The following is a 26,025-nucleotide window of genomic DNA, read 5'->3' as shown; positions in this document are numbered from 1 at the left end:
AGTTTGGCGTCCTGTTCCTAGTCATTTTCCCAGCACCTTTGTATGTCTTTGATAGTGCTAGGATGAAAATATACGAAGAAGCGCTCCGCATGGCCTCGCTTGAAGCTGTGGCACAATAACTTTCTCTTCTGGGCGGACGTTAAGATGGTCGCTATTTTTGAGAATGGCCTGCCATGCCTATTTAGGACAGATCGGCGTAGAAAGTCATCAAGTTCGATAAGTCCATTGTCCGAGTCACTCGTTATTTGTGGGTAGCTGTAATAAATGCCAGCCATCTTGTTTTTGTCTCTGTTTATATCTCTAACGCTAAAATTTGAAGTTAAGAATTTTATGCGTAAAACTAGTAGGTTAAAATTGCCGTCGTTTAAGAAAGCGAGTAGCGAGCGAATTATTCGGAACTTGATTTTCTTTAACTTCGATGTTGCGATTCCAACTTTAACGGAGCGGGTATGGCGTTCTGGTCTTAGGTCTTTGATCTTTCCTGGTTCATAAACGCTAATGCGGTACCCAAGGTAACTACACTCAAATAAAGGCTTGGTTAAAGCCGCTTGCTTGGTAGGGCTAACAATCGATAGTAGGGAATTAATGCTTTTCTTGTTGTTGTTGTGAAATGAGAGTCCTGAAGGTAAGAGTGCTTTAAGGTTATTAAGAAAAACACGCTCGTGCTCTTTGGTGTTAGTTATTATGAGAATATCGTCTACATATCGTTCGTAGAAATAGACCCCTGTAAGCATTTTTAGCTTGTAGTCAAAAGGCTGCATCATCAGATCGGCTAGCGTGGCACTTACGGCAAGGCCGCGTGGTATACCGGTTCCCCCCGACGCTTTGAAGTGGCACAGCAATTCCCCTACTAAATGTCGTGTAGACGGGCTAATGCCAGGTAGAGAACTGACGGTCTTAAAAACCTCATCAGTTGAGAAAGACTCGTAGAAACTCTCGATGTCCAGTCGATATAGGCGATAAGGAACTCCCTCGGAAACCAAGTGGGTTAATATCTCAACTATGGACTCCCTATTGGGCTGCCGAATTCTGGTAAGTCGCTTGATGTTTGAATTAACTTGGCGGAGAACTAGCTCGTGAGTTAAATGGTTGGCGCGATAGATTCGTTTGTCACCCCTCTCAAAATAGGTGAGCGGATTGCTACCGCTGTAGGCAGTTTGTGCCGAGATAACGGCGGAATCGAGGATGGCTAATTTATTCGCTTCAACATAGAGACTTTTGTTTTTCCTAAAGTCGCTCTTTCTTAGAGCCCGCGAAATGGATGCTCTATTGAATGAGTGGTCATGCACGGCTCAATTCCGTTATTGTTTTGGAATAGCCTATGATATTAGCAACTCCTAGCAATAATGGGATCAGGTCGTACCAATTGGCACCGAACACGAAGCCAATACTGCTCTCAATGCACCGGGGACTTCGGGGTGATAGGCGGCGCTTGTAGCAAAACCACCAGGTTTCCTACTTCCTTCCTACCAAAGAACAAAGGGTTACTAGCGCTATGCGGATAACTCTTTGTTTTAATAGTTAGCCCTCTCGGAGTAGTACCCGAGCAGCAACGGATTAGAGTCCTTGCTCATGTTCTGTCACTGTCCGCTCTGGCCGATAGGCTAGCAGCCGCCATCTTTGGAGATTTGTCTGCTCAGCCTCTGTAAGCGGTCATTTGATCTCGTGCTGTCGAACGGCGCCAATGGGTTGTTAGGGTAGATTCTGTCGTTCTCGTGAGGTGCCCCCAAGTACGGCGGGGTAGCAGGCAGCGATTCAGTCCCGGTTCGCAATTGCGTTTTTTTGGGTCGTTCGGATGCGCTCCGCGATGCCCAGCGGACTGGCATCGTAGGCGGCTTTGGCCGCTTCCAGCGCGGTTTGGGCAATGGCGGCCTCTTCCGCCGTCAGCGGTAAACGGCCGGCCATGTGGGTGGCATTCGGCACGGCGTTCAAAATGGCGGCCCGGTTTGGGTGCTCCTGGACCGGGATCAGCCGATCGGTCTCTTTCTTGCCGGCAAGATAAACGGCAGTTCCCATGACCTCGACCTTCCGGCCGTCCGCAGTGGTTTTAACATAGGTACTCATGGCGGCTTTTTTATCCTGGGATTGGTTGTGCTCGTCGTTCGCGCCTTAGGGTTTGACGCGCGGACGCTCCGATGGCGCGTAATTGCTGAAATGCCCTTGGCGTGCCGCTTGCGCCCGGGCTCGGGACACGAGGCCCGCCGTCTTACCCTTGGGCGCCGTCAGCGACGGCAGTTTTTCCATGGATTGATTCCCGCATTCCGGGCAGGCCGGAACGGCGGACTGGCTAACCAGCAGTTCGAAGGTTTTATCGCATTGGCTGCAATGGTAATCGTAGATCGGCATAGATATCTTGTCGGTTGAACGAAAACTAATCCGCCGGCCCGGAGGGCGTTAGGAGGTCGTCGGCCGCGCCGTTTTCCCGTTCCCGGCTCCATTCCGAGGGCGTATAGACTTTCATGCTGATGGCGTGCAACGCACCGGTCGCCAACGGTTCCCTGACCGCCGCCAGCACCTTTTGCTGGCGCTGGACCTGCGTCAGACTCTCGAAAACCTCTCCGACCACGACTACCGAAAAATTGCAGCCCTCGCCGGAAACGGAGAGCTGGCAGTTCGGAATGCCGGCTTCGATGAGGTTACGGACTTCGGCGATTTCCATGACCGTCAACCGGCTTCTTTGCCGGCAACGGCTTTTTCCAGCATGGGTTTGAGTTCGCCCTTTTGGGCGATCTCCGCAACGATATCGCTGCCGCCGATGAGTTCGCCATTCACGAACAGCTGGGGGAAGGTGGGCCACTCCGAGATGCCGGGCAACTTTTCCCGAATGGAAGGTGCCTGGAGCACGTTGACGTAAGCGAAGGGAATTCCGGTGGCCTGGAGCGCCGCTACGGCCTTGGCGGAAAAACCGCATTGCGGCATCTCGGGCACCCCTTTCATGTACAGAATGACCGGATGGGTGGCGAGCTGTTCGCGGATGGTGTTTTCAATGCTCATATCGAGTTCCAAAGATAAGGTAAGGCCGCAGACGGGCGTAACGCTAATCAGCCAAGGGACGAGGACATCAAAACCCGGAAGCAAAGCCCAGCAGTTCGACGGTAATGTCTTCCGTTCCCAAGACCTTGGTCTGACAGGCCAACCGAGATTTGGAGCCGACGCCGACAATGGTGTCCAGTTTTGCGTGCTCCGGAGCCGCGGTTCTCGACAGTCCCTTCTTGCCGGTTTGCACGAAGATATGACAACTGCCGCATTCAGCGTTGCCGCCGCACTTGTGCATGATGTTTTCGTCGGCGGCCAGGATGGCCTCCAGAAGGCTGGTTCCTTCCTTGACCTCGATGGTTTTTCCGGATGGCATTATGGTTAGAGTCGACATGTGATTACCTCTGTGTGTTTTAGTGGATTGAAAACTCAATACGTCGCAGGGATCTCGTCGATCGGATAACCCCCATGACGGATCACAGTCCCGCGGCGAGGGAGCCGATCACCGACCCACCCACCGTATCGGCGCTGTCCAGCTCCCTTAATTTGTCGAGTATCCTCTCGCAGCACTCGACGTCCCCCTGGCGGAGACGGATAAACGCCAGCGCCTTGAGGGAAAAAAGGTAGAAATGCTGAGGAGTGTCATGCCGGGTCCAATCGGTGGTCTCCGGCGTGAGCGTCTCGTAGATGTCGGGAAAGCCGCCTTGCCGGGCGGCGGTTTCCAATGCCGAGCGCGCCGCTTCCTCGGCATCCGCCAGTCGGCCTTTGTAGAAATAAAACTTGTAGAGCGAGAAATACACCGGCAGAGCTTCCGGCGCCTCGTGTCGCGCCTGCCGCAACAGCGCCTCGGCTCGTGACGTGTCGGCGTAGGCGCTCATGGCCTCCTCGAGCAAGCCGCCCGCCTTGGGCGGCACCGTACCGGCATAAAACGCTTCACGCATGGTCATTCGTTGCTGTCCGATCGGGTTCCTTCAGGACCATACCGCTTCGGGCGCGAGCAGACGCTCCACCGGTATGCCCTTTTCCAGGTGCTCGGTAACGATCTCGCCCACGTCTTCCGGTTTGACCTTGGTGTACATCACTCCCTCGGGGTAGACGATGACCGTTGGGCCGTAATCGCAAGCACCGAGACAGCCGGTGCTGGTCAGCGCGAATTTTCCGTGGAGCTGCCCTTGCTCGAACTGTTGGGCGAAAGTCTGAAGTACCGCCGCGCAGCCCAGTTGCGCGCAGGATCCGCGGGGATGACCTGGGGGCCTGGCCTGGGCGCAGACGAACACGTGTTTGGCGGGTTTCGGCATCGTGGTTCCTCGAATTGTAATTAAACGGCTTTCTTCTACACCGCGCCTGGGCTGCTATCCGCTAGCCGGTTTGTTTCCGGGTAACGAGGCTGGCCTTCATGCTGTCCAGGGAAATGCTCTTGCCCTCCTGATCCTGGAAGACCTTGAACACTTTTTCCTGGGCCGCATTGGAGGTCACAAAATCATCATGGGCCCGGGTCAGATGCTCCTTGCAGATGTTCCAGGCCGATGTTTCGTCCAGATCATCGGGAATCGGCGTTCTGGAGAGGTATTGGTTGAAGCGTTTCAGGATATGCAGGCGGTTGACGTGCAGGACCTCGGGTCGATACGCGATGCCGAAGAAATCGAAGAACTCCTCGGCTGCGGAGAAACTTTCTATGCGTTGCAGTACAGGATTCATGAATTATTCCTCTTCGGGGTTGTTTCCGGGTCGTGCGCGTATCGGGTCAGCCGGGCAGGTTGGGGAAACGCTCGAGCATAGCCGTTTCCCGGTAAAAACTCTGGAGCTCGGCGGTGCTTGGCGACCGTTTGGTCTGATTCGCATGAAAGCGTATCCGCTTCAATAGCTGAGCGGCGGCGATTTCGCTCAGGTCGATCCCAAGTTCGCGATAGCGCTGGATGACGGCATGCGATCCCGAATGCTTGCCCAGCACCACTCGATGCTCGCGCCCCAGATCCTTGGGATTTACGCCTTGATAGTTGAGTACATTCTTCAAGAGGCCATCCACGTGGATACCCGCCTCATGGGTGAAAACGGCCTCGCCGACGATGCTCTTGTTGGGTGCCACAGGACGTCCCGAAGCCTGGGCCACGAGCTCTGAAATGGCTCCGAATCGGCTCACGTCGATGCCGGTAGGCCGTTGGTATAACTGGTGCAAAGCCATGACCGTCTCCTCGAGGGCGGCGTTGCCGGCCCGTTCGCCAAGGCCGTTGACCGTGGTGTTGACGTGGCTCGCCCCGGCCTGGATCGCGACCAGGGTATTGGCGGTGGCGAGGCCAAAGTCGTTGTGGGCGTGCATTTCGATCTCGAGATCCACGGCTTCCGCGAGGCGCCGGATGCGTTCGTAAGCGGAGATGGGGTCCAGCAGCCCCAGGGTATCGGCGAAGCGGATGCGGCGGGCGCCGGCCCGTTGTGCGGTTTCCGCCATTCTCAGCAGAAAATCCGGATCCGCCCGGGAAGCGTCCTCGGCACCTACGCAAACATCCATGCCGGTATCCAGCGCGCGTTCCACGATGCGGGCCACGGCCGCGATCGCCCAGTCGCGATCGCGGCCGAGCTTATGAAGCAGCTGGATATCCGAAACCGGAATCGACAGATTGACCAGATGGGCTCCGCTGCCGGCAGCCGCTTCCAGATCGGCCTCGCACATCCGGCCCCATACCATGAGCCGAGCGGGCAGGCGGAGCCCCGCAATGGCGCCAATGATCTCCCGTTCCTCCGGTCCCATCATCGGGATGCCGATTTCCATTTCCGGAACGCCGGCGGCGGCCAGAGCGCTCGCGATGGCAAGCTTTTCCTCCGCGTTGAAGGCAACCCCGGCGGTCTGCTCGCCGTCCCGAAGGGTGGTGTCGTTGACGATGACCTTCCGCGGATTCATGGTTAAGCCTTCTTTTCTTTCGCGAGGTTCCGGCTGTAGCGCGGAATCTCGATGGTCAGATCGGCGCCTTTGACGAAAGCCTGGCAGGCCAGCCTGGAATGCGGCTCGAGACCCCAGGCGCGGTCCAGCATGTCTTCCTCGCCTTCGTCGGCGCTGTCCAAAGTTGCGAATCCTTCCCGCACGATGACATGGCAGGTGGAACAGGCGCAGGCATGTTCACAGGCGTGCTCGATCTCGATGCCCGCGGCCTGCAGCGCCTCGCAGATGGTCTGTCCCTTGCGGGCGGCTACGACGGCGCCTTCCGGGCAGAGTTCGGTGTTAGGCAGGACGGTAATGTTCGGCATGGTCAGGTGCTACCTTTCTCGAGCCTGTTGTCGGGGCGTACGTTCATCTCTTCTTCCAAAGCATTAGTCAATCTCAGGCTTCATGTAGGGTGGGTTAGACGCGCATCACCTCGGAGCCGATCGATTTCCATGAAGCTTCGTGCGCGTCGTAACCCACCGTTCGAGGTGTGACGCCGGCATGGTGGGTTACGGCGCGCGGGGAGGCCGGTGCGAGATGGAAACGCCGTGTCTGTACGCGCCTAACCCACCCTACAAAAGCTACGAAAACGCGGGTTTTCTGCGGTGTGTTCATGCTCATACGCGCAGTTCTTCGAGTTTCTGTCCGGTCAATGCGGTTTTGATGCTGTAGTCCATGCGCCGGCCGGCGAACTCGGTGCTCGCCTCGTTCAGTGCATCGGCGGCTTTTTTGATCGCTTCCCAGTCGGAGCCCTCGACGGTTTCGCGCAGAACTCCCATCCCCTGCGTAATGACAGCCAGTTCGTCCGCGGACAGGAGTCCGCCGTCTTCGGCCAGCGCCGCTTCGGTGGCTTCGATTAGGCGCGCCGCCTCGACTTTCTGTTCACGCAAGCGTCGCGCCACGATATCGTCCTGGGCGTGCCGGTAAGAGTCCTCGATCATGCGGGTGATGTCGCCGTCGTTCAGACCGTAGGACGGTTTGACCTCGATTTTGGATTCGACCCCGCTGATTTGTTCCGCGGCCGACACGTTCAGCAAGCCGTCGGCGTCCACCTGGAAGGTTACCCGGACGCGGGCGGCGCCCGCCACCATGGGGGGAATGCCCCGCAGTTCGAATCGCGCCAGCGAGCGGCATTCGCTGACCAGTTCGCGCTCGCCTTGCACCACATGGATGCTCATGGCGGTCTGGCCATCCTTCCAGGTGGTGAATTCCTGCGCGCGCGCCACTGGCAGGGTGGAGTTCCGGGGAATGATCTTCTCGGCCAGGCCGCCCATCGTTTCGATGCCAAGGGAGAGCGGGATCACATCCAGCAACAGCCAATCGTCGCCGGCACGGTTGCCGACCAAGGCATTCGCCTGTAGGGCGGCGCCGATGGCCACCACCTTGTCCGGATCCAGATTGGTGAGCGGCGGTTGTTGAAAGAACTCGGCTACCGCCTTGCGGATGCAGGGCATGCGGGTGGCTCCGCCCACCAAAACGACGCCCTTGATGTCCTTGATGGACAGCCCCGCATCGCGGAGTGCCTTTCGCACTGGCGCCAGCGTTCTTTTCACCAGGGCTTCGGTCAAGACATCGAAGGTTTCCCGGGACAATGTGCGATCCACCACGGTGCCGTTGGACAGTGCGGCATTGAATTGCGTCCTGGGCAGCTCGGAGAGACGCTCCTTGGCCGCCCGCGCCGCGCCGAGGAGCCGGCGCGCATCGCCCGCGGTCGGAGACGGGATGCCGGTTTCCCGGAGCAGCCAGTCATAAATCGCGTAGTCGAAATCGTCTCCGCCCAGCGCCGGATCGCCGTTGGTGGCCAGCACTTCGAAAATGCCGCGGGTGAGTTTGAGTATCGAAATATCGAAGGTACCGCCACCCAGGTCATAAACGGCGTAAACGCCTTCGGCCTCTTGATCGAGTCCGTAAGCGACGGCCGCCGCGGTGGGTTCGTTCAACAGGCGGAACACTTCGAGTCCGGCGAGCTTCGCGGCATCCTTGGTGGCTTGGCGCTGGGCTTCGTCGAAATAGGCGGGGACCGTGATCACCGCGCCGGTGAGTTCGTCACCCAAGGACCGGACCGCCCGCTCGCGCAAGGCTTTGAGAATTTCAGCCGAGACCTGTACCGGGCTCACCGTCCCCGCCTGGGTTTCGAACTGTACCATGCCGGGGGTGTCGGCAAATCGGTAGGGGGTGCCGGTCCGTTCCGGCAGATCGTCACGGCCACGGCCCATGTAGCGCTTGACCGAAACGAAAGTGTTCGCGGGGTCGTCGCTCTGCCAGACCCCGGCTTCGTAGCCGACGTCCACCCGGTGGTCGGCATGGTAGTGCACCACCGACGGCAACAGGACGCGCCCCTGAGCGTCTTCGAGTACGACCGGACGGTCCTCGCGGACAGTGGCCACCAGCGAGTGGGTGGTGCCGAGATCGATGCCCACCGCCAGCCGTCGCGGCTTGGCGGGAGCTTTTGCGCCGGGCTCGGAAATTTGCAGCAGCATCAGTCCTCCAATACAGCCTGGGCCTGATCGAGATCGCGGCCTAGCTTTTCGAGAAACGCCAGTTGGCGTACCAGGTCCGCCGCCGCCGGATGACGCTGCTCGACGTCGAGCAGGGTGGCGAGCGAACCGAATAAACTATCCATCTCCGTCCGGAGGCGCAGCGCCAGCCTATCCAGTGCCGGCTGGCTGCGCAGAGCCAGCGCTTCCTGCAATTCCTCGCGCCATTCGATCTGCTCCAGCAGGAACTCCGCGGGCATCGCCGTATTATCCTCTTCCCGGGTATCCACGCCGTGAATCCGGAGAAGATAGCGCGCCCGCTCCAAGGGCAGTTTCAAGGTACGGTAGGCCTCGTTGGCGAAAGTCGCCCATTGCAGGAACAGACGCTTTTCGGTATCGCTCAAGTGCGCGGCCTTGTCGGGATGCACGCGGGCCTGAATCTCCCGGTAATGGCTGTCGAGTTGGTCGAGATCCAGTTGGAACATGGCTGGCAATTGAAACAACTCGAAGTAATTGCGTGTCGCCGCCGGAGTCATCATTACACCTAAACGTTGAAACTCTCGCCGCAGCCGCACTGGTTCTTCACGTTGGGATTATTGAACTTGAAGCCTTCGTTCAAACCCTCCCGCACATAATCCAGCTCCGTCCCTTCGAGATAGGCCAGGCTTTTCGGATCGACCAGCACGGTGACGCCGAAGCTCTCGAAGGTTTGGTCTTCCGGGGCCGATTCGTCGACGAACTCCAGGGTGTACGCGAGACCCGAGCACCCCGAGGTCTTGACGGCCACTCTAAGGCCCAAGCCGGCGCCACGGGCGGCCAAATGCTTTTGCACTTGGCGCGCCGCTTTTTCCGTCAAGGTTACTGCCATAATCTGAACTCCCGTTTTATCGCCGTAGTTCACTGGGACTGGGAGGAACAACCGGAGGCTATCGAGAACGAGCTGCCGCAACTGCAGGACGAAGCGGCATTCGGGTTCTTGATCACGAACCGCGAACCTTCCAGCCCTTCCTGGTAGTCGATTTCGGCCCCAGCGAGATATTGCAGGCTGGCCGGGTCGACCATGAGAGTCACCCCGTCCGTCTCGACCGTGGTGTCGTCGTCGGCAATGGTTTCCTCGAAGGAGAAACCGTACTGAAAGCCGGAACAACCGCCACCCGAGACATAAACCCGAAGCTTCAGATCCGGATTGCCTTCTTCGGCGATGAGCTCGCTGACCTTGTTGGCCGCGTTGCTGCTGAAGATGAGGGGAGGGGGCGGCGGTGTCAGGTCTTGAATGTCAACCATGGCGTTCACTGCGTTCATGATGCTGTCCTCGTTATGCGGCGGATTTGCAAATGTCGTAACCGGCGTCGTCCACGCCGCTTTTCGCCCGATAATCGTTGACGGCGGCCTTGATGGCATCCTCGGCGAGGACCGAGCAGTGGATTTTGACCGGCGGCAGAGCCAGGGCTTCGGCGATTTCGGTATTTTTGATGGCCAGGGCTTCCTCGACGGTTTTGCCCTTCACCCATTCGGTGACCAGGGAGCTGGACGCGATCGCCGAACCGCAGCCGTAGGTTTTGAACTTGGCGTCTTCAATTACGCCGTCGTCGTTGACCTTGATCTGCAGCTTCATCACGTCGCCGCAGGCGGGCGCGCCGACGACGCCGGTGCCGACTCCGTCTTCCTCTTTGCCGAAGGTTCCCACGTTGCGCGGGTTTTCATAGTGATCGATGACTTTCTCGTTGTACGCCATGATGCTCTCCAACTGGTTGGTGATTTACGAATTCCGCTTAATGCGCGGCAGCCCATTGCACTGAATTGATATCGATACCGTCCTTGTACATTTCCCACAACGGAGAGAGGTCGCGCAGGCGCTCGACTTTTTCCTTGATCAGGGAGATCGCGAAATCCACGTCCGCTTCGGTGGTGTAACGGCCGAAGGTGAACCGGAGGGAGCTGTGCGCCAGCTCGTCGCTGCGTCCCAGCGCCCTGAGGACATAGGAGGGCTCGAGGCTGGCGGAGGTACAGGCGGAACCGCTGGATACGGCGAGATCCTTGAGGGCCATCATCAGGGATTCGCCTTCGACGTAGTTGAAGCTCACGTTGAGGTTATGCGGTACCCGCTGTTCCAGGTCGCCATTGATATAGACCTCTTCGAGATCCTTGACGGCCGCGAGCAGCTTGTCCCGGAGGCCGCCGATCCGCTTCGATTCCTCGGCCATTTCCTCGCGGGCCAGACGGAAAGCTTCGCCCATGCCGACGATTTGGTGCGTGGCCAGGGTGCCGGAACGCAAGCCCCGCTCGTGCCCGCCGCCATGCATCATCGCCTTGAGGCGCACCCGCGGCTGGCGGCGCACGTACAGCGCGCCGATGCCCTTGGGCCCGTAGGTCTTGTGGGCGGAAAAAGACATCAGGTCGACCGGCAGCCGGGCGAGATCGATCTCGACTTTGCCGGTGGATTGCGCGGCGTCGACGTGGAAGATCACGCGATGCTCGCGGCAGATCGCGCCGATGGCGGCAATATCCTGCACCACGCCGATTTCGTTGTTGACGTGCATCACCGAGGCGAGGCTGGTGTCGGGACGGATCGCGGCCCGAAACGCCTCCAGATCCAGGAGGCCGTTGGGTAGCGGATCGAGATAGGTCACCTCGAAACCCTGGGCTTCCAATTCCCGCATGGTATCGAGCACCGCCTTGTGCTCGGTCTTGACGGTGATGAGATGGCGACCCTTGGTCTCGTAGAAATGAGCCGCTCCCTTGATGGCCAGGTTGTCCGATTCGGTTGCGCCGGAGGTCCAGACGATTTCCTTGGGATCGGCATTGACCAGTTTCGCGACTTCCTCCCGAGCGTCTTCCACCGCCTTTTCGGCGGTCCAGCCGAAGGCGTGGGACCGGCTGGCGGGATTGCCGAATGCTTCCGTCAAGAAGGGAATCATCTTTTCCGCGACGCGTGGATCAACCGGGGTCGTCGCCGAATAATCGAGATAAATCGGTAGTTTCATGGGCATGGTTTCTCCGGGTTCGCTGTCAACAAGAACCGGGCCGCTCGCCCCGAGCGGTAAGCCTTGCTGGGTTGCATTAGCTTAAGCAAGGGCTGTACCAACACGGCATGTGTCTACAAGTCGCCGATTAATAAAGAAAAATTATCGAAAGCCTGGCGCGGACGTTTGTCAGGTTTTAAACAAAATCGATCCGGAATGTCTCGATGTAGGGCTATCCGCCGGTTTTATCGTCCGGCTCGTAAGGCAAAGCCGAAGCTAGCCAAGTCCCGGCATTGCGGAGTCCTTTCCGCTGCTCGTCATTCCCCGTCCGATCTCCCGTTTGTCACGTTCGCTACAAAAATCGCCAAATCACCCGCGGTTCGTAACAAATGCAACAGCCTGCTTTCATTCGGGGAGTTGGTAGAAATGCTTATTCTTGGTCGGTTTGCTGTGGGAATCAATTGATGGCATGCCTTCTGCTTGAGCCTGCGTACCAAAAGACCGTACGAGTTCAGGGGTAAATCCGATTATGGACCTTACAAAGCGCAGTGCCACAGCAGGCGACCCGTTCGCCCGACGCGACTTTACCTTAGGTATTCCCGGGTTCAGCTACCGGGACCTGTACGATCCCATGCGCCTTAAAGAGCTTTCCGAAGTCTTCGATCGGACTTTGGAAGCGGAAGACCCCGAGGCCTACCGTACCTATAACATTTGCCGCACGGATAAAGACGAGAAACTGCCTCCGGCCGAGATGGCCAATGCGCTGCTCCGGGTCGCGCCTCACCTAGGCCGTTTCGTGGCGCGCCTGTTCAATGTGGAGGAAGAACGGGAAGCTCAACGGGGCGCAGCGGCCCGCGAGTTCGAAAGCGTTTTCACTTTTAAAAACACGGTGGTCAAACGCGCTGCCCAGAAGTTCACCGCCGAAGCGTTAGCGACCTTTAATAAGGAGGAACTGGCCGCCGCAATCGAAGACTTGAAGCGGGTAGTCTTTCCGGACGCCGCTGTGAGCCTTGATCCGGAACAGGCGCTGGCTACGGTCGCCGTTCGTCTGGAAACATTGGCGAAGCATTACCAGGCGAAAGCCAAAGGGGAACCCGGCGACTATGCGGGCGATGCGGACGCCGATACGGCCGCGCTGCGCCGAAAGCTGGAAGCCGACGACGGCGCGCGCCGGCGTTTCGCGGCGGCTCTGTCGGAGGCTGACCAGCCGGCCTTCATCGAGCGGCTTCTCGATCCCATCGAACGCTGGACCTATGCCGCACTCAACGATCCCGCGACCCGCGCAGAGGTCGCCGATTGGTTTTCATTGAAACAGCCCGAGCGCATCAACTATGAGCATCTGGTGGAGTGCCATACCGAACAACGGGAAGGATACGAGGTGCTGGCAGGGCCTCCGGACAAGCGCCGGCGGCGCGACGGTTTCGGCCTGACCGACCTTCGAGCCGCTGCCCGCGAGGCGAATTACGAGGTGGACCGCTGCGTCATCTGCCACGACCGCAACAACGATTACTGCTCCAAGGGGCAGCGCACCAAGGAGGGCGAGTTCCGCCACAATCCCCTGGATGTCACGCAGATCGGATGTCCTTTGGAAGAGCGCATCTCGGAAGCCTTCGCCCTGAAGCGGCAGGGAGACAATATCGCCGCTCTGGCCATGATCGTGGCCGACAACCCCATGGCGCCCGGCACCGGGCATCGCATCTGCAACGAATGCATGAAGGCCTGCGTGTTCCAGCGCGTCACCGAGCCGGTCAATATTCCGCAGGTGGAGACCAACATCCTCACCGATGTGCTGTTCATGCCTTACGGCTTCGAGATTTACAGTCTGTTGACCCGCTGGAATCCCTTGAACCTCAAGCGTCCCCATGCTCTGCCTTACAACGGGAAAAAAGTGCTGGTGGTGGGCTTGGGGCCGGCCGGCTATACGCTTTCCCACTATCTCCTGAACGAGGGCTTCGGCGTGGTGGCCATCGACGCCCTGAAAGTCGAGCCCCTGCCGGAAGAACTGACCGGGAAGGATGCGGGGCTGCCCGAGGCGGTGGACGACTTCCACATGCTGTACGAGAACCTCGACGAGCGCGTCCTGATGGGTTTCGGCGGCGTCGCCGAGTACGGCATCACCGTGCGCTGGGACAAGAATTTCCTCAAGGTGATCTACCTGACGCTGGCCCGGCGCGGGAATTTCAGCGTCTACGGCGGGGTGCGGCTGGGGAGCACCCTATCCATCGACGATGCCTGGGCGCTGGGCTTCGACCATATTGCCATCGCCTCAGGCGCCGGCAAGCCGACCATGATCGGCCTCAAGAACAATCTGACCCGCGGTATTCGCAAGGCCTCGGATTTCCTCATGGCGCTGCAGCTCTCCGGAGCGGCCAAGCAGTCCTCCCTCGCCAATCTCCAGGTGCGGCTGCCTGCCGGTGTCATCGGGGGCGGGCTCACCGCTACCGATGCGGTGACCGAACTCCTGGCTTATTACCCGGTGCAGGTGGAAAAAACGCTGGACCGGTACGAGCAGCTGGCCGTCCGTTACGGGGAAGCGCAGGTACGCGGACGCCTGGACGCGGAAGAAACCATTATCCTCGACGAGTTTCTCACCCATGGCCGGGCCGTGAGGGCAGAACGCAACTGCGCCAAGGCCGCCGGCGAAGCGCCGGATTTCGAACCGCTGATTCGGCAATGGGGCGGCGTAACGCTGTTCTACCGCAAGGGTATGAACGATTCGCCGGCCTATCGCCAGAACCACGAAGAAATCATCAAGGCAATGGAAGAGGGCTTGGTGTTCGCCGAAGGCATGAACCCGCAGGAAGCCCTCACCGACGACTATGGTTATCTCCGGGCGGTGCGTTTCGAAAAGCTCGTCAAGCGCGACGACGGGCGATGGGTCGATTCGGGCGAACAGCCCACGGTGCCTTTGCGCACCCTCCTGGTCGCCGCGGGCACCTCGCCGAACACCATCTACGAAAGCGAATTCCCCGGCACCTTCCAGGCCGACGGCAGTTTCTTCCAGCGCTTCGAACCCGTCTGGAGCGAGAACGGCCCGCCGCAGATGGAAGCCAAGAACGGCTGGGGCATGCCGAAAGAATTGATCCCGGCGCCGTTCACCTCCTATGAAAAGGAGGGCAAGTACATCACTTACTACGGCGACAATCACCCGGTTTACGCCGGCAACGTGGTCAAGGCCATGGCCAGCGCGAAGGATGGTTTTCCCTACGTGGTCAAGCTGTTCGAGGAGGAGCTCCGCGGGCTCGACGCCTCGGCACAACCCGAGCGGGATGCGGAACTCGCGGCCTTTCAGGCGCGGTTGGACGGATTGCTCGTGGCTAAGGTCGTGGAGGTCCAGCGGCTGACGCCCACCATTATCGAGATTACCATCGAGGCCCCCATGGCCGCCCGCAAGTTCCAGCCGGGGCAGTTCTATCGGGTACAGAACTTCGAGTCCTACGCGCCGCGGCTGAACGGCACCTCGCTGGCGACGGAGGGTATCGCCCTCACCGGCGCCTGGGTGGACCGGGAAAAAGGCCTAGTCGGCGTCATCGCCCTGGAAATGGGTACCTCCTCGCGCCTCTGCGCCACCTGGAAACCGGGCGACCCCGTGGTGCTCATGGGACCGACCGGCGCACCTACCGAAATTCCCGAGGGCGAAACCGTGCTTCTCTTGGGCGGGGGCCTCGGCAACGCCGTGCTGTTCTCCATCGGCAAGGCGCTCCGCGAGGCCGGCAACCGGGTGCTGTACTTCGCCGGCTACCGGAGCGCCCAGGATCTCTTCAAGGTCAAGGAGATCGAGGAAGCTTCCGACGTGATCGTCTGGTCCGTCGACAAGGCGGGCGGCAGCGCGGCGATTCCCACGACGCGGCCGCAGGACAAAACCTTCGTCGGCAACATCGTCGAAGCCATGGTGGCTTATGGCAGCGGCGCACTGGGCGAGATTCCCATTCCCCTCGATGCCGCCGACCGCATCATCGCGATCGGTTCGGACCGCATGATGGCGGCAGTGAAGGCTGCGCGGTTCGATACGCTCAAGCCTTACCTCAAGGCAGACCACGTGGCCATCGGCTCCATCAACTCGCCGATGCAATGCATGATGAAGGGCGTCTGTGCCCAGTGCATGTGCAAGCAGGTGGATCCGGCGACCGGCAAGGAGCGCTTCGTCTACACCTGCTACAACCAGGACCAGGAACTGGACCAGGTCGATTTCCCGCACCTGAACACCCGTTTGCGGCAGAACACGACCTTGGAGAAAGTGTCCAATTTATGGCTCGATTATCTTTTCGAGACTCATCCGATGCCCCGTGATTGAGCAATGAAGAATTGAGGCATCTCTTATGTATATCTGCATCTGCAAAGCCGTTACCGAACGCCAAATCTGCGAAGCGATACGTTCGGGGGCGTGCACGCGCAAGGACATCACCGCCTGCCTCAAGGCCGGCACCGGTTGCGGCAAGTGCAATCGCGAGATTCGCGCACTGCTGCGTCGCGGCGAATCGGGTAACCGAAGCATCCCGGCGGAGCAGGCGGGTGACGTGGCCATGTATCCGCTGCCAGCAAGCGGCAGCGGCCAGGAGGTTTGTCTATAGAACCCTCTGCTCCGGTTCGGAGAACGACCCGATACGGGAAAGCTGACACGAGCGTGTTCGGCGGAGAGAAACCATCGCTCTAAAGGCATTGGGCGTCTGGTCTTCGCCATTTTGTGCCGCGGGACGGATGTTAGGCAGCCGTTCCGCGGTTTTTTTGCGCCTGGTTTTCGGGCTTCGTTGAAAAATGTGACCGTTTTATACGCAGACAGCGTGAGCAAGTGCGGTTCGAAATTGATCCCATCGTTCCCGAAGGCGCCATTGAACCCCCAATTCCAATTGCTGGCACACGACAAGACAGAACGTGACCATCAAGTTAACACGCCCTAGGTGGCGTACAATGTCACATGCATGTCCGCCTCATTGGCGACGCGAGTTTCGGACATAGAACAAGAGAAATCCCTTATGAAAGCATTGAACAGAAAAATGACGAAAAAGGCGTTAATCATTGTTTTCGGCGCATTGCTGTCCTCGCTCAACGCCGCTTGGGCGGAAACCGATATGCAAATCCAAGAACAAGCGCTCAAAGCTCGCGAACTGGGCCAGCCCGGTGCCATGGATCATTCGGCTCATGCCAGTCCCAAGGAGGCGACAGGTCAATTTCGGGGCGTCTTTTACGGCTACCTGCCGTGTCAGGACGAAAATTGCAACGGTCTGAAAATGACCCTGTCTTTGAATGCCAAGAACAATTATCTTTTGGTCATCCAACCCGCAAAGCCGCAAAACCGAGAGTCCTTCGAAAAAGGCAAATACGCATGGGACGACACCAAAGGTATCGTCTTGTTGACCCCCAACAAAGAGGCCCCTCAGCGTCGGCTCGCCATTAAAGATGAAGGTACTTTGCTCTATCTCAGCCACGACGGCACGCCCGTACCTGGAGACCCGGATAGGTATCTGCTGCAAAGAAGCGACAGGGCAAACAATCGGGAAATGCACATCCATTGACGAACACTACGCCAAAGGACCATTGGCGAAGCATTGGCGATCAGGCGGAGCGTTTTCATCAACGGCAGCTTTACCGATCTGTGCTCCAGCTGGCGCTATCGGTCAGAAACAGGCATGACGTAACAGTTTAGGTGATTAAGTACACATTTCGGTCTTTACTTTTTCTCTCCCTGAACGCGCCTAACTCCAAGACCATCAATATAGAGACTCGCGATTCCATAGTCATAAGTTTCCCCTCTCTTCTTCTCCTCCAAAAGACCAGCATCTTTGAGTTTCGTGACGAAGGATTCGAACGTTGGATATTTGCTCCGAGAAGTTGCCTCCCAAACTTTGCTTAATTCTTCACGTTTGAACTGAGAGCGGAGCGTATTGTTCTTCTCGATATCTTCTAGAAAGGGGATTAAATCCGGGTATTCGTTCTTAAGTTCGTTCACTCGCGCATAGGATGCGGCAGTCAGACCAGCTTGCATTGCACGAGGACTAAGCAGTCTGTCCATAGGTGCCGGTTTAGTGGATGCCGGTTTGTTGTTTCGCCCTCGAAGTTCTTCTTCGCGAGCTGCATTCAAGAGAACCGTGAGCGACCGCGGATAAGTGTTGTCACGAGCATCCGTCATGCGGTTATAGACCCATCTCGCGGCAAAGGCATTTTTTTTCTTTTCCTGATTCAGCCCCCAAAGGGGTGCGAGAGCCTTGCGAAGTTCTTCCTCATTGGCTGTGTCCACTTCCGAATCCGTTAGGGGGAAATCTCGTTGTGCCAGCGCCCTGAATTCTGGCGAACCACCCGTCGCCAATCTGTACGCCAGTCGAAGGAAATCATCAACTTTCCACTGCAATAGAAGAGTGCGAGCTTCTCCAAAATGGCTTTTATTAGTGAAAACAAGCTTGCTCCATATGTCCTCGCGGAGAAATATCTTGAAGCGAATGTGGTGGAGGTCCCGGTTGTTAGAGTCGTAAGCGAGCCGTAGCAAACCGCCAAGCGCCTCCTCTTGCCATTCGCTATCCTCCTTAATGTCCTGATCGAGATCGTCGTAAAGAAGCCATAGCTTTTTTCCTTTTTCGCCGAGAATTTTATTCATGTCGATCATGAGATCGCGGCATAGTCCATTAAGGGGGTCTCCCAGCAGACTCAAAAGGGCTGTCGTATGGAATGATCGCCATTGCTGGGTGGAGTCGCTAGGAAAGGAGGAGTTAAGATGACTGCGCAACACCTTCATCTCAGTTCGACTAAGAGCAGATTCGATGAGAGTAGACTTTGCGGAAGCAAAGACCCGGATAATCGCGTACGCGCGCCAGAATGAAAGCCAATCGTGATGACCTTTGTCCAATCCTCGTCGAATGGCCTCGAACTCATCAGTAGTCGGCCGGAATATCGCCCCTGGGGCTGGCCCGTGACCAGGAAGAATATCGATGTCTTCGAGCCTTCCTCTTGCACGCTTTGCTGCATTTTCTTTATGTTCGACGAACAGGTGAAACAGGGTCGATTTTCCCGTTCCCTTGCGTCCGCGAACGACCCAACGGGCATCATCAAGAAACTTCTCGAAGTCCGATGTTTTCTGGAAGAAAAGCTCGAAGTCGTCCGCAGCAATAGCCTTAGCGTCGCGCTCTGGAAATTTAAGCGATTCAATAATTTTCCAGCGATCCAGCCGTTGAATCGTCGCCTCGACTTTACCTTCGGTCTCGGTGTCGCGCAGTAGATTCGCAAGCCGAGCGTAGTCAGCCATGGCGGATTCGACTGGATAACGAAGAGCCGAAGCGATACTGGGGTTGTAATGAATGACGACAGGCTGTTTTTCTTCAGGTCGCTCGTCTTCCTCGACGGATTGCTTGCTTTCGTCAATACCTAGCAGCGGAAGAAATCGTGCCACAAGTTCCATTCCGATGACGCCTTCGGGTACCGGCGATAAAACCAGATGCGTTTTTATCCCGGTAAGTTGGCTTAGCGTCTCGCGCACGAACCGGATCCCTTCCGCGTTTTGGTCGCTAGGATAGAGGATAAGAAAAGCTTCGTCGGCGAGACGAAGGAGTGATAGACCTCCCCAATCTCCAAGTCCGGTACGAGCGTCAATGAGCATAACGTCGGGTTCAATTTGTTCGACAAGTTCCTTTTCGAACAGTGACCATGCATCATCGGAACGGCTGAGGACATCTTGGGACGAAAGCGTAGCAAGACGCCGAACAAATTTGGCGCCCACTGCGCCCGCAGGGATTACATGTATCTGCGCGCGCGATACTGGGTCTTCGACGGAATATGATATTGCCAACCTATCTCCGCGGCCAACTTCGACTAAGCAAGTTTCCATCCCTTCACCCGTTTCCGGATCGTAAGGGCGGACCTGACGTTCCCAGAGATAGTCAACGAGCCCCACCTGAATCTCATGTTCATCCGGATGAGGAAGCACCGAGTGAAGTCCTGGCGCTTCGACGTCCATATCTACGATAACAACTCGTTCGCCATTGCGAGCCAAGTGAAATGCCGTGTGTACCAAGGCGGTTGTTCGTCCGACTCCCCCCTTATAGGAATAGAAAACCACGCGTCGTGGCTTACGCCGAGGTATTTTTTCTGAGGGCTGTCGCCCCGCCTCTACCATCGATACTGCCGATTCCCAATTTGCAGGTGCAAGCGTCTCTGTCGTTGAGATGCTAAGACCTCTCTCTTCTGCTTCCTTCGACGTGTATAGCTCCATGATTCCCGGACTAAACCCCGCGCCTCGGATCAATGATTCTACCTGCTCCAGACGTTTTTCCCATGGCTTTCCAGAAAATGACTCGTCAATGACCAGAATAATCGCTGTCTTGTCCGCACCGACTTCGAGTTCGTATCTGTTCCCAAATTTGTCATCGAGTTGTTTTCGTAGAGTGAGTGCGTCATTCATCACAGCATCGCCTCATTTTTCTTCAACCACCCGAGTACATAATCAAAACTCTTGCGCCAGTCCATCAGTGAGTCATCGCCTAACTCATAGGCTGAGTAGCGGAGTTCTATGTAGTCCGCTTCCGTGGCTCCAGTTGGGTGGATGACCCGGTTAAGATGAGTCAGAAATAGGGGATCAGTACGCGCTTTTTCGTGCAACTTTGACATGAGCTTTACTGCGCCAATGAGGCTATGTCCGGGACGAGGAATCGGCCGTCCATTCCATGTGTCTTTTGGGCGTTTGCTTGCTTGATCCCAGGCCGTTAATTGATGGTATCCAATTACTAGCTCCTTGAGGCGACACTCAACAGCGACACCACCAAGATGCGCAGCAGCAGTGGTTCTTTTAGTTTTAGATTCAATTAGCACCTCGACGTCCGCGAGGCGAGATATATGAGCAGCCGAATAATCTTCCAAATTTGAATTCCTAATCTGTCTTGGTACCAAGAAAATATCAGGTAGACTTCCACAAGAAGCCACTTTCAATAATCGAGCATTAAGCCTGAAAAACCTTTTTGGATGAACATCCACGCAAATTGGCCGTCCTTGAAAGCCACAAGGCTATCATTTTCGTGTCAATGCGGGGAACATCCAAGCATTTAACGACAATGAATTGCCGACACCTGTCCCAGTTGGACACGAGGACTGTCAATTCACATGAATGATCGGTCAGGGTCGAAGCCCTTACTGGTGGATTCTAGAAGCAGACATCCACTCGGAGCCACACTCACCACTGCCGACCGTCAGCTCTGGCCGAACAGCGGAAACTCACTCTGTTGGCGCTAACTGTCCGTTGAGGGTCATTTTTGTTGAAAAAGTCGCCAAGCAGCAAAAATCCCGCTCACTCCTGCGTCAACAAGATCGTAAGTTATTGAAACTGCGATCAACAAAAAATCAAATCTGTGCGGATTCGAGCCGATGAGCCGCTTTGGATGGCTTTTTCAACACAATCGGTCGCTTCAAGTCATTGACGATCAGACACCGTCGTCAGATCAAGTCTCCAGACTTCTACATATCCTCGGACTTCACGAGCCCGCTTGGCGGGCATCCCAGAGCGGCTTATAGGCGCTGTCCAGGCGGGATAGCCGCCGGTGCGCGCTTTCCAGCCGGTCGAACTCGGGAAACCGCTCGCTTCGCTCCCGATACCACTGATCCATTAGCGCGCTCAAGCGTTCCTTTTCGGCGAATACCCGGGCGATCCGCTGCTTCAGCCATTCCAGCCGGTGGGCGCTGCCCAACTCCGCCAGCCGATAGCCTACCGGCCCATCGAAGATGCGGACGCCGCCCCCTTCCGCCACGGTCCGGCGCAGGGCTTCGGGATCGACCACTTCGACGCCGGCCAGGACGTCGATGCCGAAGTCGGCCAACTCCGGCAACCAGGGCACGGTCGGTCCCATCAGCACGGATCGCGCCGAGCGCGAGAGCTCCGCTAGCCGCGGAAAGGTCTTGTTGGTGAGGGAGCTTCCGGTCAGAAATACCCAGTCGGCTTCGGGCAGGAGAAATTCGCAGGCGGGGTCGGGGAAATCGTCGAAGCCGGGGCTGCGTTCCAATACGCTGAGGCGGCAATGCTCGCCTAGCCGGGCCAGGCCGGGATAACGGCCGACCACGACGACCCGTTTGCCCGCCAGTTCCGGCAGGAAATGTTCGAAGACCGAGAGGTTCGGCGGGAGCAGCGAGCCGGGCGTCACCGGGATCGACTCCGGCGGCGGGGAGAGATCGGCCAGCGCCGCATTGGTCGCTGCCATGCCCACCGCAGCTTGATAGGGCTCCCATTCCGCGAGCCAGGCCGCGAGTTCGCTCACCGGTCGGCCGCACAGGGTGCCCGGCCACTCCAGGGTGCGGGTGGGAATTTGCGGGCTCATGGCGAGGCCGATGCCCCGGTCGGTGCGGCACAGGGTCCAAATCGGTCCGATGACGACTTCGCGTACCGGGTCGGGCAGCGAAGCGTAATCGATGAGAGACTCGTAAATCGCTCTGGGATTAATCATGGATTCATTCCAAGGCGTTCAAGAGCTGTGGCTCGGATTTGAGCGTGTCGCCTTCTCCCCAGGCCGTCACGCTTTCGACGAACCAGCGCGGGTCGGTCGGATGCGGCTCGGCCACATCGAACTCGGCGTAGAAACTGCCGTTGCCGTGGAATTTGATGCTGCCGATACGGTACCCGTGGTGGTTGGTCCAGATGCCATGTAGGGTTTCCTCGCCGCTGTAAGGATCTTTCTCGGTATGACAGCGGATCAGATCGAAAATCGGCCGCGCCCGCGTCTCGCGTTCGGGCAGGTCGAGCTTCCGGATTTCCGCCTCCAGCCGGGTGCAGACCGCTTCGCCCAAGGGTCGAAGTTTTTCTATTCGATCGTGGAGAGCAGTTTCAGTCATCGTCATTCTCTCAGGTTGATGGACGCCCGCCGAATGGGCAGGCCATCAACAAGACTTGCATTTGTCGGGCCTGGAACGAACCGGAATGCTTCCGGACGCAGCCTTGCTTCCAAAACGTTCGGCTAAATAGCGGGTTAATCCGCTTTCGATGCCGTTGAATCCTTGGGGATTCTTGTACTAATACTTACAGTCCGTATGGTTTTGTCATGAAGACGACATTGGCTTGGGACTTCGCCATTTGCCCCACCGCTGCCGCGGCCTGGTGTTCTCAAGCTGGTGCGATCTCTGCTACCTGGAAGCCTTCCGGGACGGCACGAAGAGTCATGGCGTACTTGGCCTGAGGAGGTCGAGTAGGGGATCACGCTCGCGCCGTAGGTTTATAAACGGCTTCTTAAGAGAAAAGCGCATGAAGCTCTACATGACGCCCGGTTCGTGTTCGACCGGCATCCACATTCTGCTTGAGGAACTCGACCGGCCTTTCGAGGCTTACATCGTGAACCTGCCGGCGGGCGATCAGTACCGGGCCGACTATCTCGCCATTAATCCGAAATCGACGATTCCTACGCTGGTGCGTGACGACGGATCGGCGCTGACCGAGTTCCAGGCGATCGCCTGGTGGCTCGCCCGCACCAATCCGAAGGCGAAGCTGTTGCCGGACGATCCGGATGGCGAGGCGCGGGTGATCGAGGTCATGGATTATGTCGTCGGGACGATCCACATGCAGGGTTTCGCGCGTCTTTTCACTACCTCCAACTTCACGCCAACCGAGGCCGACCATAACTCGGTGAAGGCGCGCGGGATGGAAATCGTCGAGAAGGGCTACGCGGTGATGAACGATGTGCTGGCCGGCAAGGAGTATGTGGCAGGCCGCTTCTCGATCGCCGACGCGGCATTGTTCTATGTCGAATTTTGGGGAGACAAACTCAAAATCGCGTTGCCGGCGAACTGCCAGGCGCATTACCAGCGCATGCTGGCACGCCCGGTTGTGCAGCGCGTGTTGCGGGAGGAGGGCTATCGCTAAATGCAATCCTGCGCCAATTGCTTCCCGTGAACCGCACGATACTCATCCCATGGACCGTTATGCGGCATCACCCCCTCCTACATTCAGTTTCCTAAAAAACATGACCGACGAGATTCGTGGAAAATGCCGATATTTTTTGACCTACAGCGGTGTGAAGCTGCCTCTTAAGCTGCTGACCGAGCTTGAGCCGGAGCAACTGGAGAACCGGAACACCTTCTTCCGAGGCTATTTCGACGAGCAGGATCGTCTAGTCGGTCTCCAGAAGCTGGTTTATGGGGAGGTTGAAATGGAGCACCGCTATGCATACCACGCCAACGGCATATTGAAGCGCGTCGAGATCACCGATGCGGATGGCGATCGGAACTGGATGGATTTCGACGAAAATGGCGAGGTACTCAATCAACGATGAGTAGGAGCTGAGCCTCTGCCGTTCGGCTTAGTGCGCGCACACGGGGTTCGGAATGAGGAGGGGTCCATGGGTTCTCCCAACGGTGGACAGATGAGATGAGACTTCATCCCATCCGACGTGGCGTTGCGTGAAGCATTCCTCTTGTTTTGTTGGCGACTCTAAGACAAGGCATCTCGGAAACAGTCGCGCCTTTAAACGTTCGACTTCTTTCTGCAGAAAACTGTAACAGCTTGCCCTTTTCTATTCACTGACTCCTTTTCACCTAAGTCAAAGAAAGCCCGACAGCTTTTCATTGGTAAGCGCTCTTTTAACGACGCCCTTGAGCTTGGCGAGACGAGGTTGTAGTCGATCGGGTCAGGTAGCCGCAACGGGCTGGGTGAGATGCCAGGGCAGGAGTTTCTCGAACTCGTCGACCGTTGTTGCCAAGGGCAGCTTCCGGAACAAGTCGACGAGATACGTGTAGGGATCAATGCGATTCGCCTTGCACGTTTCGATCAGCGAGTAGAGATGGGCACTGGCATTCGCCCCAGCGACAGTATCGGCAAACAGCCAGTTGCGGCGGCCCACGACGAAGGGACGGATCGCGTTTTCGCACAGGTTGTTGTCGATCGGCCAGGCGCCGTTGCCGACGAAGCGGATCAGCTTCGGCCACTGCGCCGAGAGGTAATGCAGCGCCTTGCCCAGCAAGCTGTTCGGCATCACGCGGTGCAGATGCCGCACGAGCAGTGCTTCGATTTTCGTCAGCACCGGCCGGCTGTGTTCGTTGCGCAGTTGCCCACGCTGCGGCGGGGTGAAGTCTTTGGCCTTGGCCTCGATCGCGTAGAGTTCGCCGATGGCCGCAATAAATTGCGTCGCCGGTTGCTCCGGTCCGCGGGCGGCCTTCGGGATGACCGCCTCGGCCTCGACGAAGTAACGCCGGGCATGTGCCCAGCAACCCAAATGCGTCAGGCCGTTGGCTTCGGCGATGGCGTTATAGACCTCGTAACCGTCGCTCATCAGCACCGCACCGGCCTTGATGCCCGCATACAGATGAGTGGCCTGGTTTCCTCCGCGCCCAGGCGCATAGGCGAACAGCCGAATCGGGGGGCCCGAACCCGTCATCTGAGCCCACAGGTAGCTTTTGCTCTGGGCTGATCGCCCCGGCTCCTTGAGCACCTGGATGACCGTCTCGTCGCCCAACACCAGGTCGGCCTCGAGTAGATGGTCGCGCAGCAGGTTGATGATCGGCTGGACCGCTTCGCCCACGCGCACAATGCTCGCTGCCAGCGTGTTGCGCGACAGATCGCCGCCGAAACGGCCCAACAGGGCGGCTTGTCGATACAGCGGCAGGGCATCTTGGTACTTCGCGCTGACCACCCAGGCCAGCGCCGATTCGCTGAGCAATCCCTTGGGGATGATGCGCGCCGGTGCCGGGGAAACCCGGATGCCCTCGTCGCAGCACGGACAGGCATACTTCACGCGCTGATGCTGAATCACCCGGACTTGCTGGGGAATGATGTCGAGTTGCTCGCTGATGTCGACGCCGATTTCGACCAATGCCGTGCCGTCATGGGCGCAGACACGTTCGGATGCGGGCAGCTCATGGCGCACGATCTCCCGCGGCAGATGCGGGTCGAGCGGTTTGCGGCCGCGCTTCTTGCGGAGATGGCCGGCGATTTCGATGCCCTCGGCTTCCACTTCCTCGGCCACCGGCGTGCCGGCCGGCGCCAAGGCTTCGGCTTCGTTGAGGAACAGGTCGCCTTGAGCGGCGTTACGCGCCTCGGACTTGGCCGCGAACAGCCGGCGCAGGAAGGCGTCCAGCCGCTCTTTCAGTACATCGCGCTCGACGGTGACGACGCGCAGTTGCTGCGTCAGACGCGCGCGCTCGGCCAGCAAGGCATCGTATTCGTCGGCGGTGAGGGTGATCGTCGTGGCCATCGCCCCTATTGTACCGGTACTGGGACTTCGGGGTTATCCAACCTTCGCATAGTGCCGTTGCGGATGCGGCCGCATGACCGCCAGGTCAATGCCGGTCAACAGCCAGTGCAGTTGCTCCACACTGAGTTCGACGACCGCCGCATCCTTCGGCCAGCGGAAGCGGTCGGCTTCCAGCCGCTTGATCATCAGCCAGAAGCCGGTACGGTCCCACAACAGGAGCTTGACCCGATCCCGCCGCCGATTGCTGAAGACGAAGACCGCTGGCGCGAAGGGATCGAGTCCCAAGGACTGCTCCACCAGCAGCGCCAATCCATTGATGGCCTTGCGGCCATCCACCGGCTCGCGGTGCAGATAGACCTTCAGCCCCGGTTCGAAGCGGAACATGGCAGCTTGGCCAGACAACTCAGCAAGGGTGAGAGATCGTCCGCCCCAACGCCGCGCAGTTCCAGTTTGACGCCGTTGGGCAAGGTTACACTCAGGGCGGCACCCGTCGGTTCGGGCGCCGTGATCGACACCACCGGCGCGAAGGCCGGCAACGATACCGGATG

29 protein-coding genes are annotated in these 26,025 nt (G+C 58.0%); 5 read left to right on the top strand and 24 right to left on the bottom strand.

Features of this window, described 5'->3' with window-relative positions; genetic code table 11:
• Window positions 1-17 precede the first annotated feature (17 nt).
• From drt3a to VEB01_RS18955, 17 genes are all read right to left on the bottom strand, one after another.
• Window positions 18-1,289 carry an antiviral reverse transcriptase Drt3a gene (drt3a, locus tag VEB01_RS19035; protein ID WP_324878221.1) on the bottom strand — a complete coding sequence of 424 codons (1,272 nt, stop codon included), beginning with the start codon at window positions 1,287-1,289 and terminating at the stop codon, window positions 18-20.
• 466 nt (window positions 1,290-1,755) lie between these two features.
• The gene (locus VEB01_RS19030; protein WP_324878219.1) at window positions 1,756-2,064 is read right to left on the bottom strand and encodes a hypothetical protein; all 309 of its coding nucleotides are present in this window, start codon (window positions 2,062-2,064) and stop codon (window positions 1,756-1,758) included.
• 45 nt (window positions 2,065-2,109) lie between these two features.
• Window positions 2,110-2,346 (bottom strand): FmdB family zinc ribbon protein, encoded by a 237-nt coding sequence (locus VEB01_RS19025; RefSeq protein WP_324878218.1) that lies wholly within the window; start codon window positions 2,344-2,346, stop codon window positions 2,110-2,112.
• 25 nt (window positions 2,347-2,371) lie between these two features.
• Entirely contained in the window at window positions 2,372-2,659 is a 288-nt protein-coding gene (locus VEB01_RS19020) for a BolA family protein (protein ID WP_324878217.1), read from the bottom strand.
• 5 nt (window positions 2,660-2,664) lie between these two features.
• Complete coding sequence (grxD, locus tag VEB01_RS19015; RefSeq protein WP_324878215.1) at window positions 2,665-2,994, bottom strand: Grx4 family monothiol glutaredoxin; 330 nt, start codon at window positions 2,992-2,994, stop codon at window positions 2,665-2,667.
• Window positions 2,995-3,061: 67 nt separating this feature from the next.
• Window positions 3,062-3,370, bottom strand: coding sequence for a 2Fe-2S iron-sulfur cluster-binding protein (locus VEB01_RS19010; RefSeq protein ID WP_324878213.1), 309 nt, complete (start codon window positions 3,368-3,370; stop codon window positions 3,062-3,064).
• An 82-nt stretch (window positions 3,371-3,452) separates the two neighbouring features.
• On the bottom strand, window positions 3,453-3,917 hold the full coding sequence (locus tag VEB01_RS19005; RefSeq protein ID WP_324878211.1) for a hypothetical protein: 465 nt from the start codon (window positions 3,915-3,917) through the stop codon (window positions 3,453-3,455).
• A 30-nt stretch (window positions 3,918-3,947) separates the two neighbouring features.
• On the bottom strand, window positions 3,948-4,274 hold the full coding sequence (locus VEB01_RS19000; RefSeq protein ID WP_324878209.1) for a (2Fe-2S) ferredoxin domain-containing protein: 327 nt from the start codon (window positions 4,272-4,274) through the stop codon (window positions 3,948-3,950).
• Window positions 4,275-4,335: 61 nt separating this feature from the next.
• A complete protein-coding gene (nifW, locus tag VEB01_RS18995) occupies window positions 4,336-4,674 on the bottom strand; it encodes a nitrogenase-stabilizing/protective protein NifW (protein ID WP_324878207.1) in 339 nt (112 codons plus the stop codon).
• Window positions 4,675-4,720: 46 nt separating this feature from the next.
• Complete coding sequence (gene nifV / locus VEB01_RS18990; RefSeq protein WP_324878206.1) at window positions 4,721-5,872, bottom strand: homocitrate synthase; 1,152 nt, start codon at window positions 5,870-5,872, stop codon at window positions 4,721-4,723.
• Window positions 5,873-5,874: 2 nt separating this feature from the next.
• Complete coding sequence (gene fdx, locus VEB01_RS18985) at window positions 5,875-6,216, bottom strand: ISC system 2Fe-2S type ferredoxin (protein ID WP_324878205.1); 342 nt, start codon at window positions 6,214-6,216, stop codon at window positions 5,875-5,877.
• A 294-nt stretch (window positions 6,217-6,510) separates the two neighbouring features.
• The gene (gene hscA, locus VEB01_RS18980) at window positions 6,511-8,373 is read right to left on the bottom strand and encodes a Fe-S protein assembly chaperone HscA (protein ID WP_324878204.1); all 1,863 of its coding nucleotides are present in this window, start codon (window positions 8,371-8,373) and stop codon (window positions 6,511-6,513) included.
• Window positions 8,373-8,909, bottom strand: coding sequence for a Fe-S protein assembly co-chaperone HscB (hscB, locus tag VEB01_RS18975; RefSeq protein WP_324878202.1), 537 nt, complete (start codon window positions 8,907-8,909; stop codon window positions 8,373-8,375). The genes hscA and hscB overlap by 1 nt, the downstream gene beginning before the upstream one ends.
• Before the next feature lie 5 nt (window positions 8,910-8,914).
• Entirely contained in the window at window positions 8,915-9,238 is a 324-nt protein-coding gene (gene iscA / locus VEB01_RS18970) for an iron-sulfur cluster assembly protein IscA (RefSeq protein ID WP_324878201.1), read from the bottom strand.
• 29 nt (window positions 9,239-9,267) lie between these two features.
• Window positions 9,268-9,654 (bottom strand): iron-sulfur cluster insertion protein ErpA, encoded by a 387-nt coding sequence (erpA, locus tag VEB01_RS18965; protein WP_324878229.1) that lies wholly within the window; start codon window positions 9,652-9,654, stop codon window positions 9,268-9,270.
• 31 nt (window positions 9,655-9,685) lie between these two features.
• Window positions 9,686-10,105, bottom strand: coding sequence for a Fe-S cluster assembly scaffold IscU (iscU, locus tag VEB01_RS18960; RefSeq protein ID WP_324878199.1), 420 nt, complete (start codon window positions 10,103-10,105; stop codon window positions 9,686-9,688).
• A gap of 37 nt (window positions 10,106-10,142) precedes the next feature.
• Complete coding sequence (locus VEB01_RS18955) at window positions 10,143-11,354, bottom strand: IscS subfamily cysteine desulfurase (protein WP_324878228.1); 1,212 nt, start codon at window positions 11,352-11,354, stop codon at window positions 10,143-10,145.
• A gap of 508 nt (window positions 11,355-11,862) precedes the next feature.
• Here VEB01_RS18955 and VEB01_RS18950 point away from each other — a divergent pair.
• The 3 genes from VEB01_RS18950 (at window position 11,863) to VEB01_RS18940 (ending at window position 16,846) form a co-directional block, all read left to right on the top strand.
• A complete protein-coding gene (locus VEB01_RS18950) occupies window positions 11,863-15,627 on the top strand; it encodes a pyridine nucleotide-disulfide oxidoreductase (protein WP_324878198.1) in 3,765 nt (1,254 codons plus the stop codon).
• Between the two features lie 25 nt (window positions 15,628-15,652).
• A complete protein-coding gene (locus VEB01_RS18945) occupies window positions 15,653-15,904 on the top strand; it encodes a (2Fe-2S)-binding protein (RefSeq protein WP_324878196.1) in 252 nt (83 codons plus the stop codon).
• A gap of 402 nt (window positions 15,905-16,306) precedes the next feature.
• Window positions 16,307-16,846 (top strand): copper resistance protein NlpE, encoded by a 540-nt coding sequence (locus tag VEB01_RS18940; RefSeq protein WP_324878193.1) that lies wholly within the window; start codon window positions 16,307-16,309, stop codon window positions 16,844-16,846.
• A 155-nt stretch (window positions 16,847-17,001) separates the two neighbouring features.
• On the opposite strand, the gene VEB01_RS18935 is transcribed toward VEB01_RS18940, so the two are convergent.
• The 4 genes from VEB01_RS18935 to VEB01_RS18920 all read right to left on the bottom strand — a co-directional run bounded on the left by VEB01_RS18935 (window position 17,002) and on the right by VEB01_RS18920 (window position 22,130).
• Window positions 17,002-19,719 (bottom strand): tyrosine-protein kinase family protein, encoded by a 2,718-nt coding sequence (locus tag VEB01_RS18935; RefSeq protein ID WP_324878192.1) that lies wholly within the window; start codon window positions 19,717-19,719, stop codon window positions 17,002-17,004.
• Window positions 19,719-20,288: a hypothetical protein gene (locus VEB01_RS18930; RefSeq protein WP_324878190.1), complete on the bottom strand. Its 570-nt coding sequence runs from the start codon at window positions 20,286-20,288 to the stop codon at window positions 19,719-19,721. Before VEB01_RS18930 ends, VEB01_RS18935 begins: the two co-directional genes overlap by 1 nt.
• A gap of 494 nt (window positions 20,289-20,782) precedes the next feature.
• Window positions 20,783-21,745 (bottom strand): DUF364 domain-containing protein, encoded by a 963-nt coding sequence (locus tag VEB01_RS18925; protein WP_324878188.1) that lies wholly within the window; start codon window positions 21,743-21,745, stop codon window positions 20,783-20,785.
• Between the two features lie 4 nt (window positions 21,746-21,749).
• The gene (locus VEB01_RS18920; RefSeq protein ID WP_324878186.1) at window positions 21,750-22,130 is read right to left on the bottom strand and encodes a hypothetical protein; all 381 of its coding nucleotides are present in this window, start codon (window positions 22,128-22,130) and stop codon (window positions 21,750-21,752) included.
• Window positions 22,131-22,536: 406 nt separating this feature from the next.
• On the opposite strand from VEB01_RS18920, the gene VEB01_RS18915 reads away from it, so the two are divergent.
• The gene (locus tag VEB01_RS18915) at window positions 22,537-23,151 is read left to right on the top strand and encodes a glutathione S-transferase family protein (RefSeq protein WP_324878184.1); all 615 of its coding nucleotides are present in this window, start codon (window positions 22,537-22,539) and stop codon (window positions 23,149-23,151) included.
• Between the two features lie 100 nt (window positions 23,152-23,251).
• On the top strand, window positions 23,252-23,560 hold the full coding sequence (locus VEB01_RS18910; protein ID WP_324878182.1) for a DUF6156 family protein: 309 nt from the start codon (window positions 23,252-23,254) through the stop codon (window positions 23,558-23,560).
• Between the two features lie 354 nt (window positions 23,561-23,914).
• On the opposite strand, the gene tnpC is transcribed toward VEB01_RS18910, so the two are convergent.
• The 3 genes from tnpC to VEB01_RS18895 all read right to left on the bottom strand — a co-directional run.
• A complete protein-coding gene (tnpC, locus tag VEB01_RS18905; RefSeq protein ID WP_324878180.1) occupies window positions 23,915-25,477 on the bottom strand; it encodes an IS66 family transposase in 1,563 nt (520 codons plus the stop codon).
• Window positions 25,478-25,510: 33 nt separating this feature from the next.
• Complete coding sequence (gene tnpB / locus VEB01_RS18900; protein WP_324878178.1) at window positions 25,511-25,861, bottom strand: IS66 family insertion sequence element accessory protein TnpB; 351 nt, start codon at window positions 25,859-25,861, stop codon at window positions 25,511-25,513.
• Window positions 25,837-26,025: transposase (locus VEB01_RS18895; RefSeq protein ID WP_324878176.1), on the bottom strand; the 189-nt coding region annotated here is incomplete at its 5' end. The genes VEB01_RS18895 and tnpB, both read right to left, overlap by 25 nt.

It is taken from the genome of Methylocaldum sp., from assembly GCF_035627495.1.
GTDB lineage: Bacteria > Pseudomonadota > Gammaproteobacteria > Methylococcales > Methylococcaceae > Methylocaldum.
Note: the sequence above shows the minus strand (reverse complement) of the source record. Positions and strands in the feature narration are given on the sequence as shown.

What these genes read in the sequence shown, in the direction of transcription:
- VEB01_RS19030 (WP_324878219.1), bottom strand. Translation starts at nt 2,064, where the DNA reads ATGAGTACCTATGTTAAAACCACTGCGGACGGCCGGAAGGTCGAGGTC.
- VEB01_RS19025 (WP_324878218.1), bottom strand. Translation starts at nt 2,346, where the DNA reads ATGCCGATCTACGATTACCATTGCAGCCAATGCGATAAAACCTTCGAA.
- VEB01_RS19020 (WP_324878217.1), bottom strand. Translation starts at nt 2,659, where the DNA reads ATGGAAATCGCCGAAGTCCGTAACCTCATCGAAGCCGGCATTCCGAAC.
- grxD (WP_324878215.1), bottom strand. Translation starts at nt 2,994, where the DNA reads ATGAGCATTGAAAACACCATCCGCGAACAGCTCGCCACCCATCCGGTC.
- VEB01_RS19010 (WP_324878213.1), bottom strand. Translation starts at nt 3,370, where the DNA reads ATGTCGACTCTAACCATAATGCCATCCGGAAAAACCATCGAGGTCAAG.
- VEB01_RS19005 (WP_324878211.1), bottom strand. Translation starts at nt 3,917, where the DNA reads ATGCGTGAAGCGTTTTATGCCGGTACGGTGCCGCCCAAGGCGGGCGGC.
- VEB01_RS19000 (WP_324878209.1), bottom strand. Translation starts at nt 4,274, where the DNA reads ATGCCGAAACCCGCCAAACACGTGTTCGTCTGCGCCCAGGCCAGGCCC.
- nifW (WP_324878207.1), bottom strand. Translation starts at nt 4,674, where the DNA reads ATGAATCCTGTACTGCAACGCATAGAAAGTTTCTCCGCAGCCGAGGAG.
- nifV (WP_324878206.1), bottom strand. Translation starts at nt 5,872, where the DNA reads ATGAATCCGCGGAAGGTCATCGTCAACGACACCACCCTTCGGGACGGC.
- fdx (WP_324878205.1), bottom strand. Translation starts at nt 6,216, where the DNA reads ATGCCGAACATTACCGTCCTGCCTAACACCGAACTCTGCCCGGAAGGC.
- hscA (WP_324878204.1), bottom strand. Translation starts at nt 8,373, where the DNA reads ATGCTGCTGCAAATTTCCGAGCCCGGCGCAAAAGCTCCCGCCAAGCCG.
- hscB (WP_324878202.1), bottom strand. Translation starts at nt 8,909, where the DNA reads ATGATGACTCCGGCGGCGACACGCAATTACTTCGAGTTGTTTCAATTG.
- iscA (WP_324878201.1), bottom strand. Translation starts at nt 9,238, where the DNA reads ATGGCAGTAACCTTGACGGAAAAAGCGGCGCGCCAAGTGCAAAAGCAT.
- erpA (WP_324878229.1), bottom strand. Translation starts at nt 9,654, where the DNA reads ATGGTTGACATTCAAGACCTGACACCGCCGCCCCCTCCCCTCATCTTC.
- iscU (WP_324878199.1), bottom strand. Translation starts at nt 10,105, where the DNA reads ATGGCGTACAACGAGAAAGTCATCGATCACTATGAAAACCCGCGCAAC.
- VEB01_RS18955 (WP_324878228.1), bottom strand. Translation starts at nt 11,354, where the DNA reads ATGAAACTACCGATTTATCTCGATTATTCGGCGACGACCCCGGTTGAT.
- VEB01_RS18950 (WP_324878198.1), top strand. Translation starts at nt 11,863, where the DNA reads ATGGACCTTACAAAGCGCAGTGCCACAGCAGGCGACCCGTTCGCCCGA.
- VEB01_RS18945 (WP_324878196.1), top strand. Translation starts at nt 15,653, where the DNA reads ATGTATATCTGCATCTGCAAAGCCGTTACCGAACGCCAAATCTGCGAA.
- VEB01_RS18940 (WP_324878193.1), top strand. Translation starts at nt 16,307, where the DNA reads ATGAAAGCATTGAACAGAAAAATGACGAAAAAGGCGTTAATCATTGTT.
- VEB01_RS18935 (WP_324878192.1), bottom strand. Translation starts at nt 19,719, where the DNA reads ATGAATGACGCACTCACTCTACGAAAACAACTCGATGACAAATTTGGG.
- VEB01_RS18925 (WP_324878188.1), bottom strand. Translation starts at nt 21,745, where the DNA reads ATGATTAATCCCAGAGCGATTTACGAGTCTCTCATCGATTACGCTTCG.
- VEB01_RS18920 (WP_324878186.1), bottom strand. Translation starts at nt 22,130, where the DNA reads ATGACTGAAACTGCTCTCCACGATCGAATAGAAAAACTTCGACCCTTG.
- VEB01_RS18915 (WP_324878184.1), top strand. Translation starts at nt 22,537, where the DNA reads ATGAAGCTCTACATGACGCCCGGTTCGTGTTCGACCGGCATCCACATT.
- VEB01_RS18910 (WP_324878182.1), top strand. Translation starts at nt 23,252, where the DNA reads ATGACCGACGAGATTCGTGGAAAATGCCGATATTTTTTGACCTACAGC.
- tnpC (WP_324878180.1), bottom strand. Translation starts at nt 25,477, where the DNA reads ATGGCCACGACGATCACCCTCACCGCCGACGAATACGATGCCTTGCTG.
- tnpB (WP_324878178.1), bottom strand. Translation starts at nt 25,861, where the DNA reads ATGTTCCGCTTCGAACCGGGGCTGAAGGTCTATCTGCACCGCGAGCCG.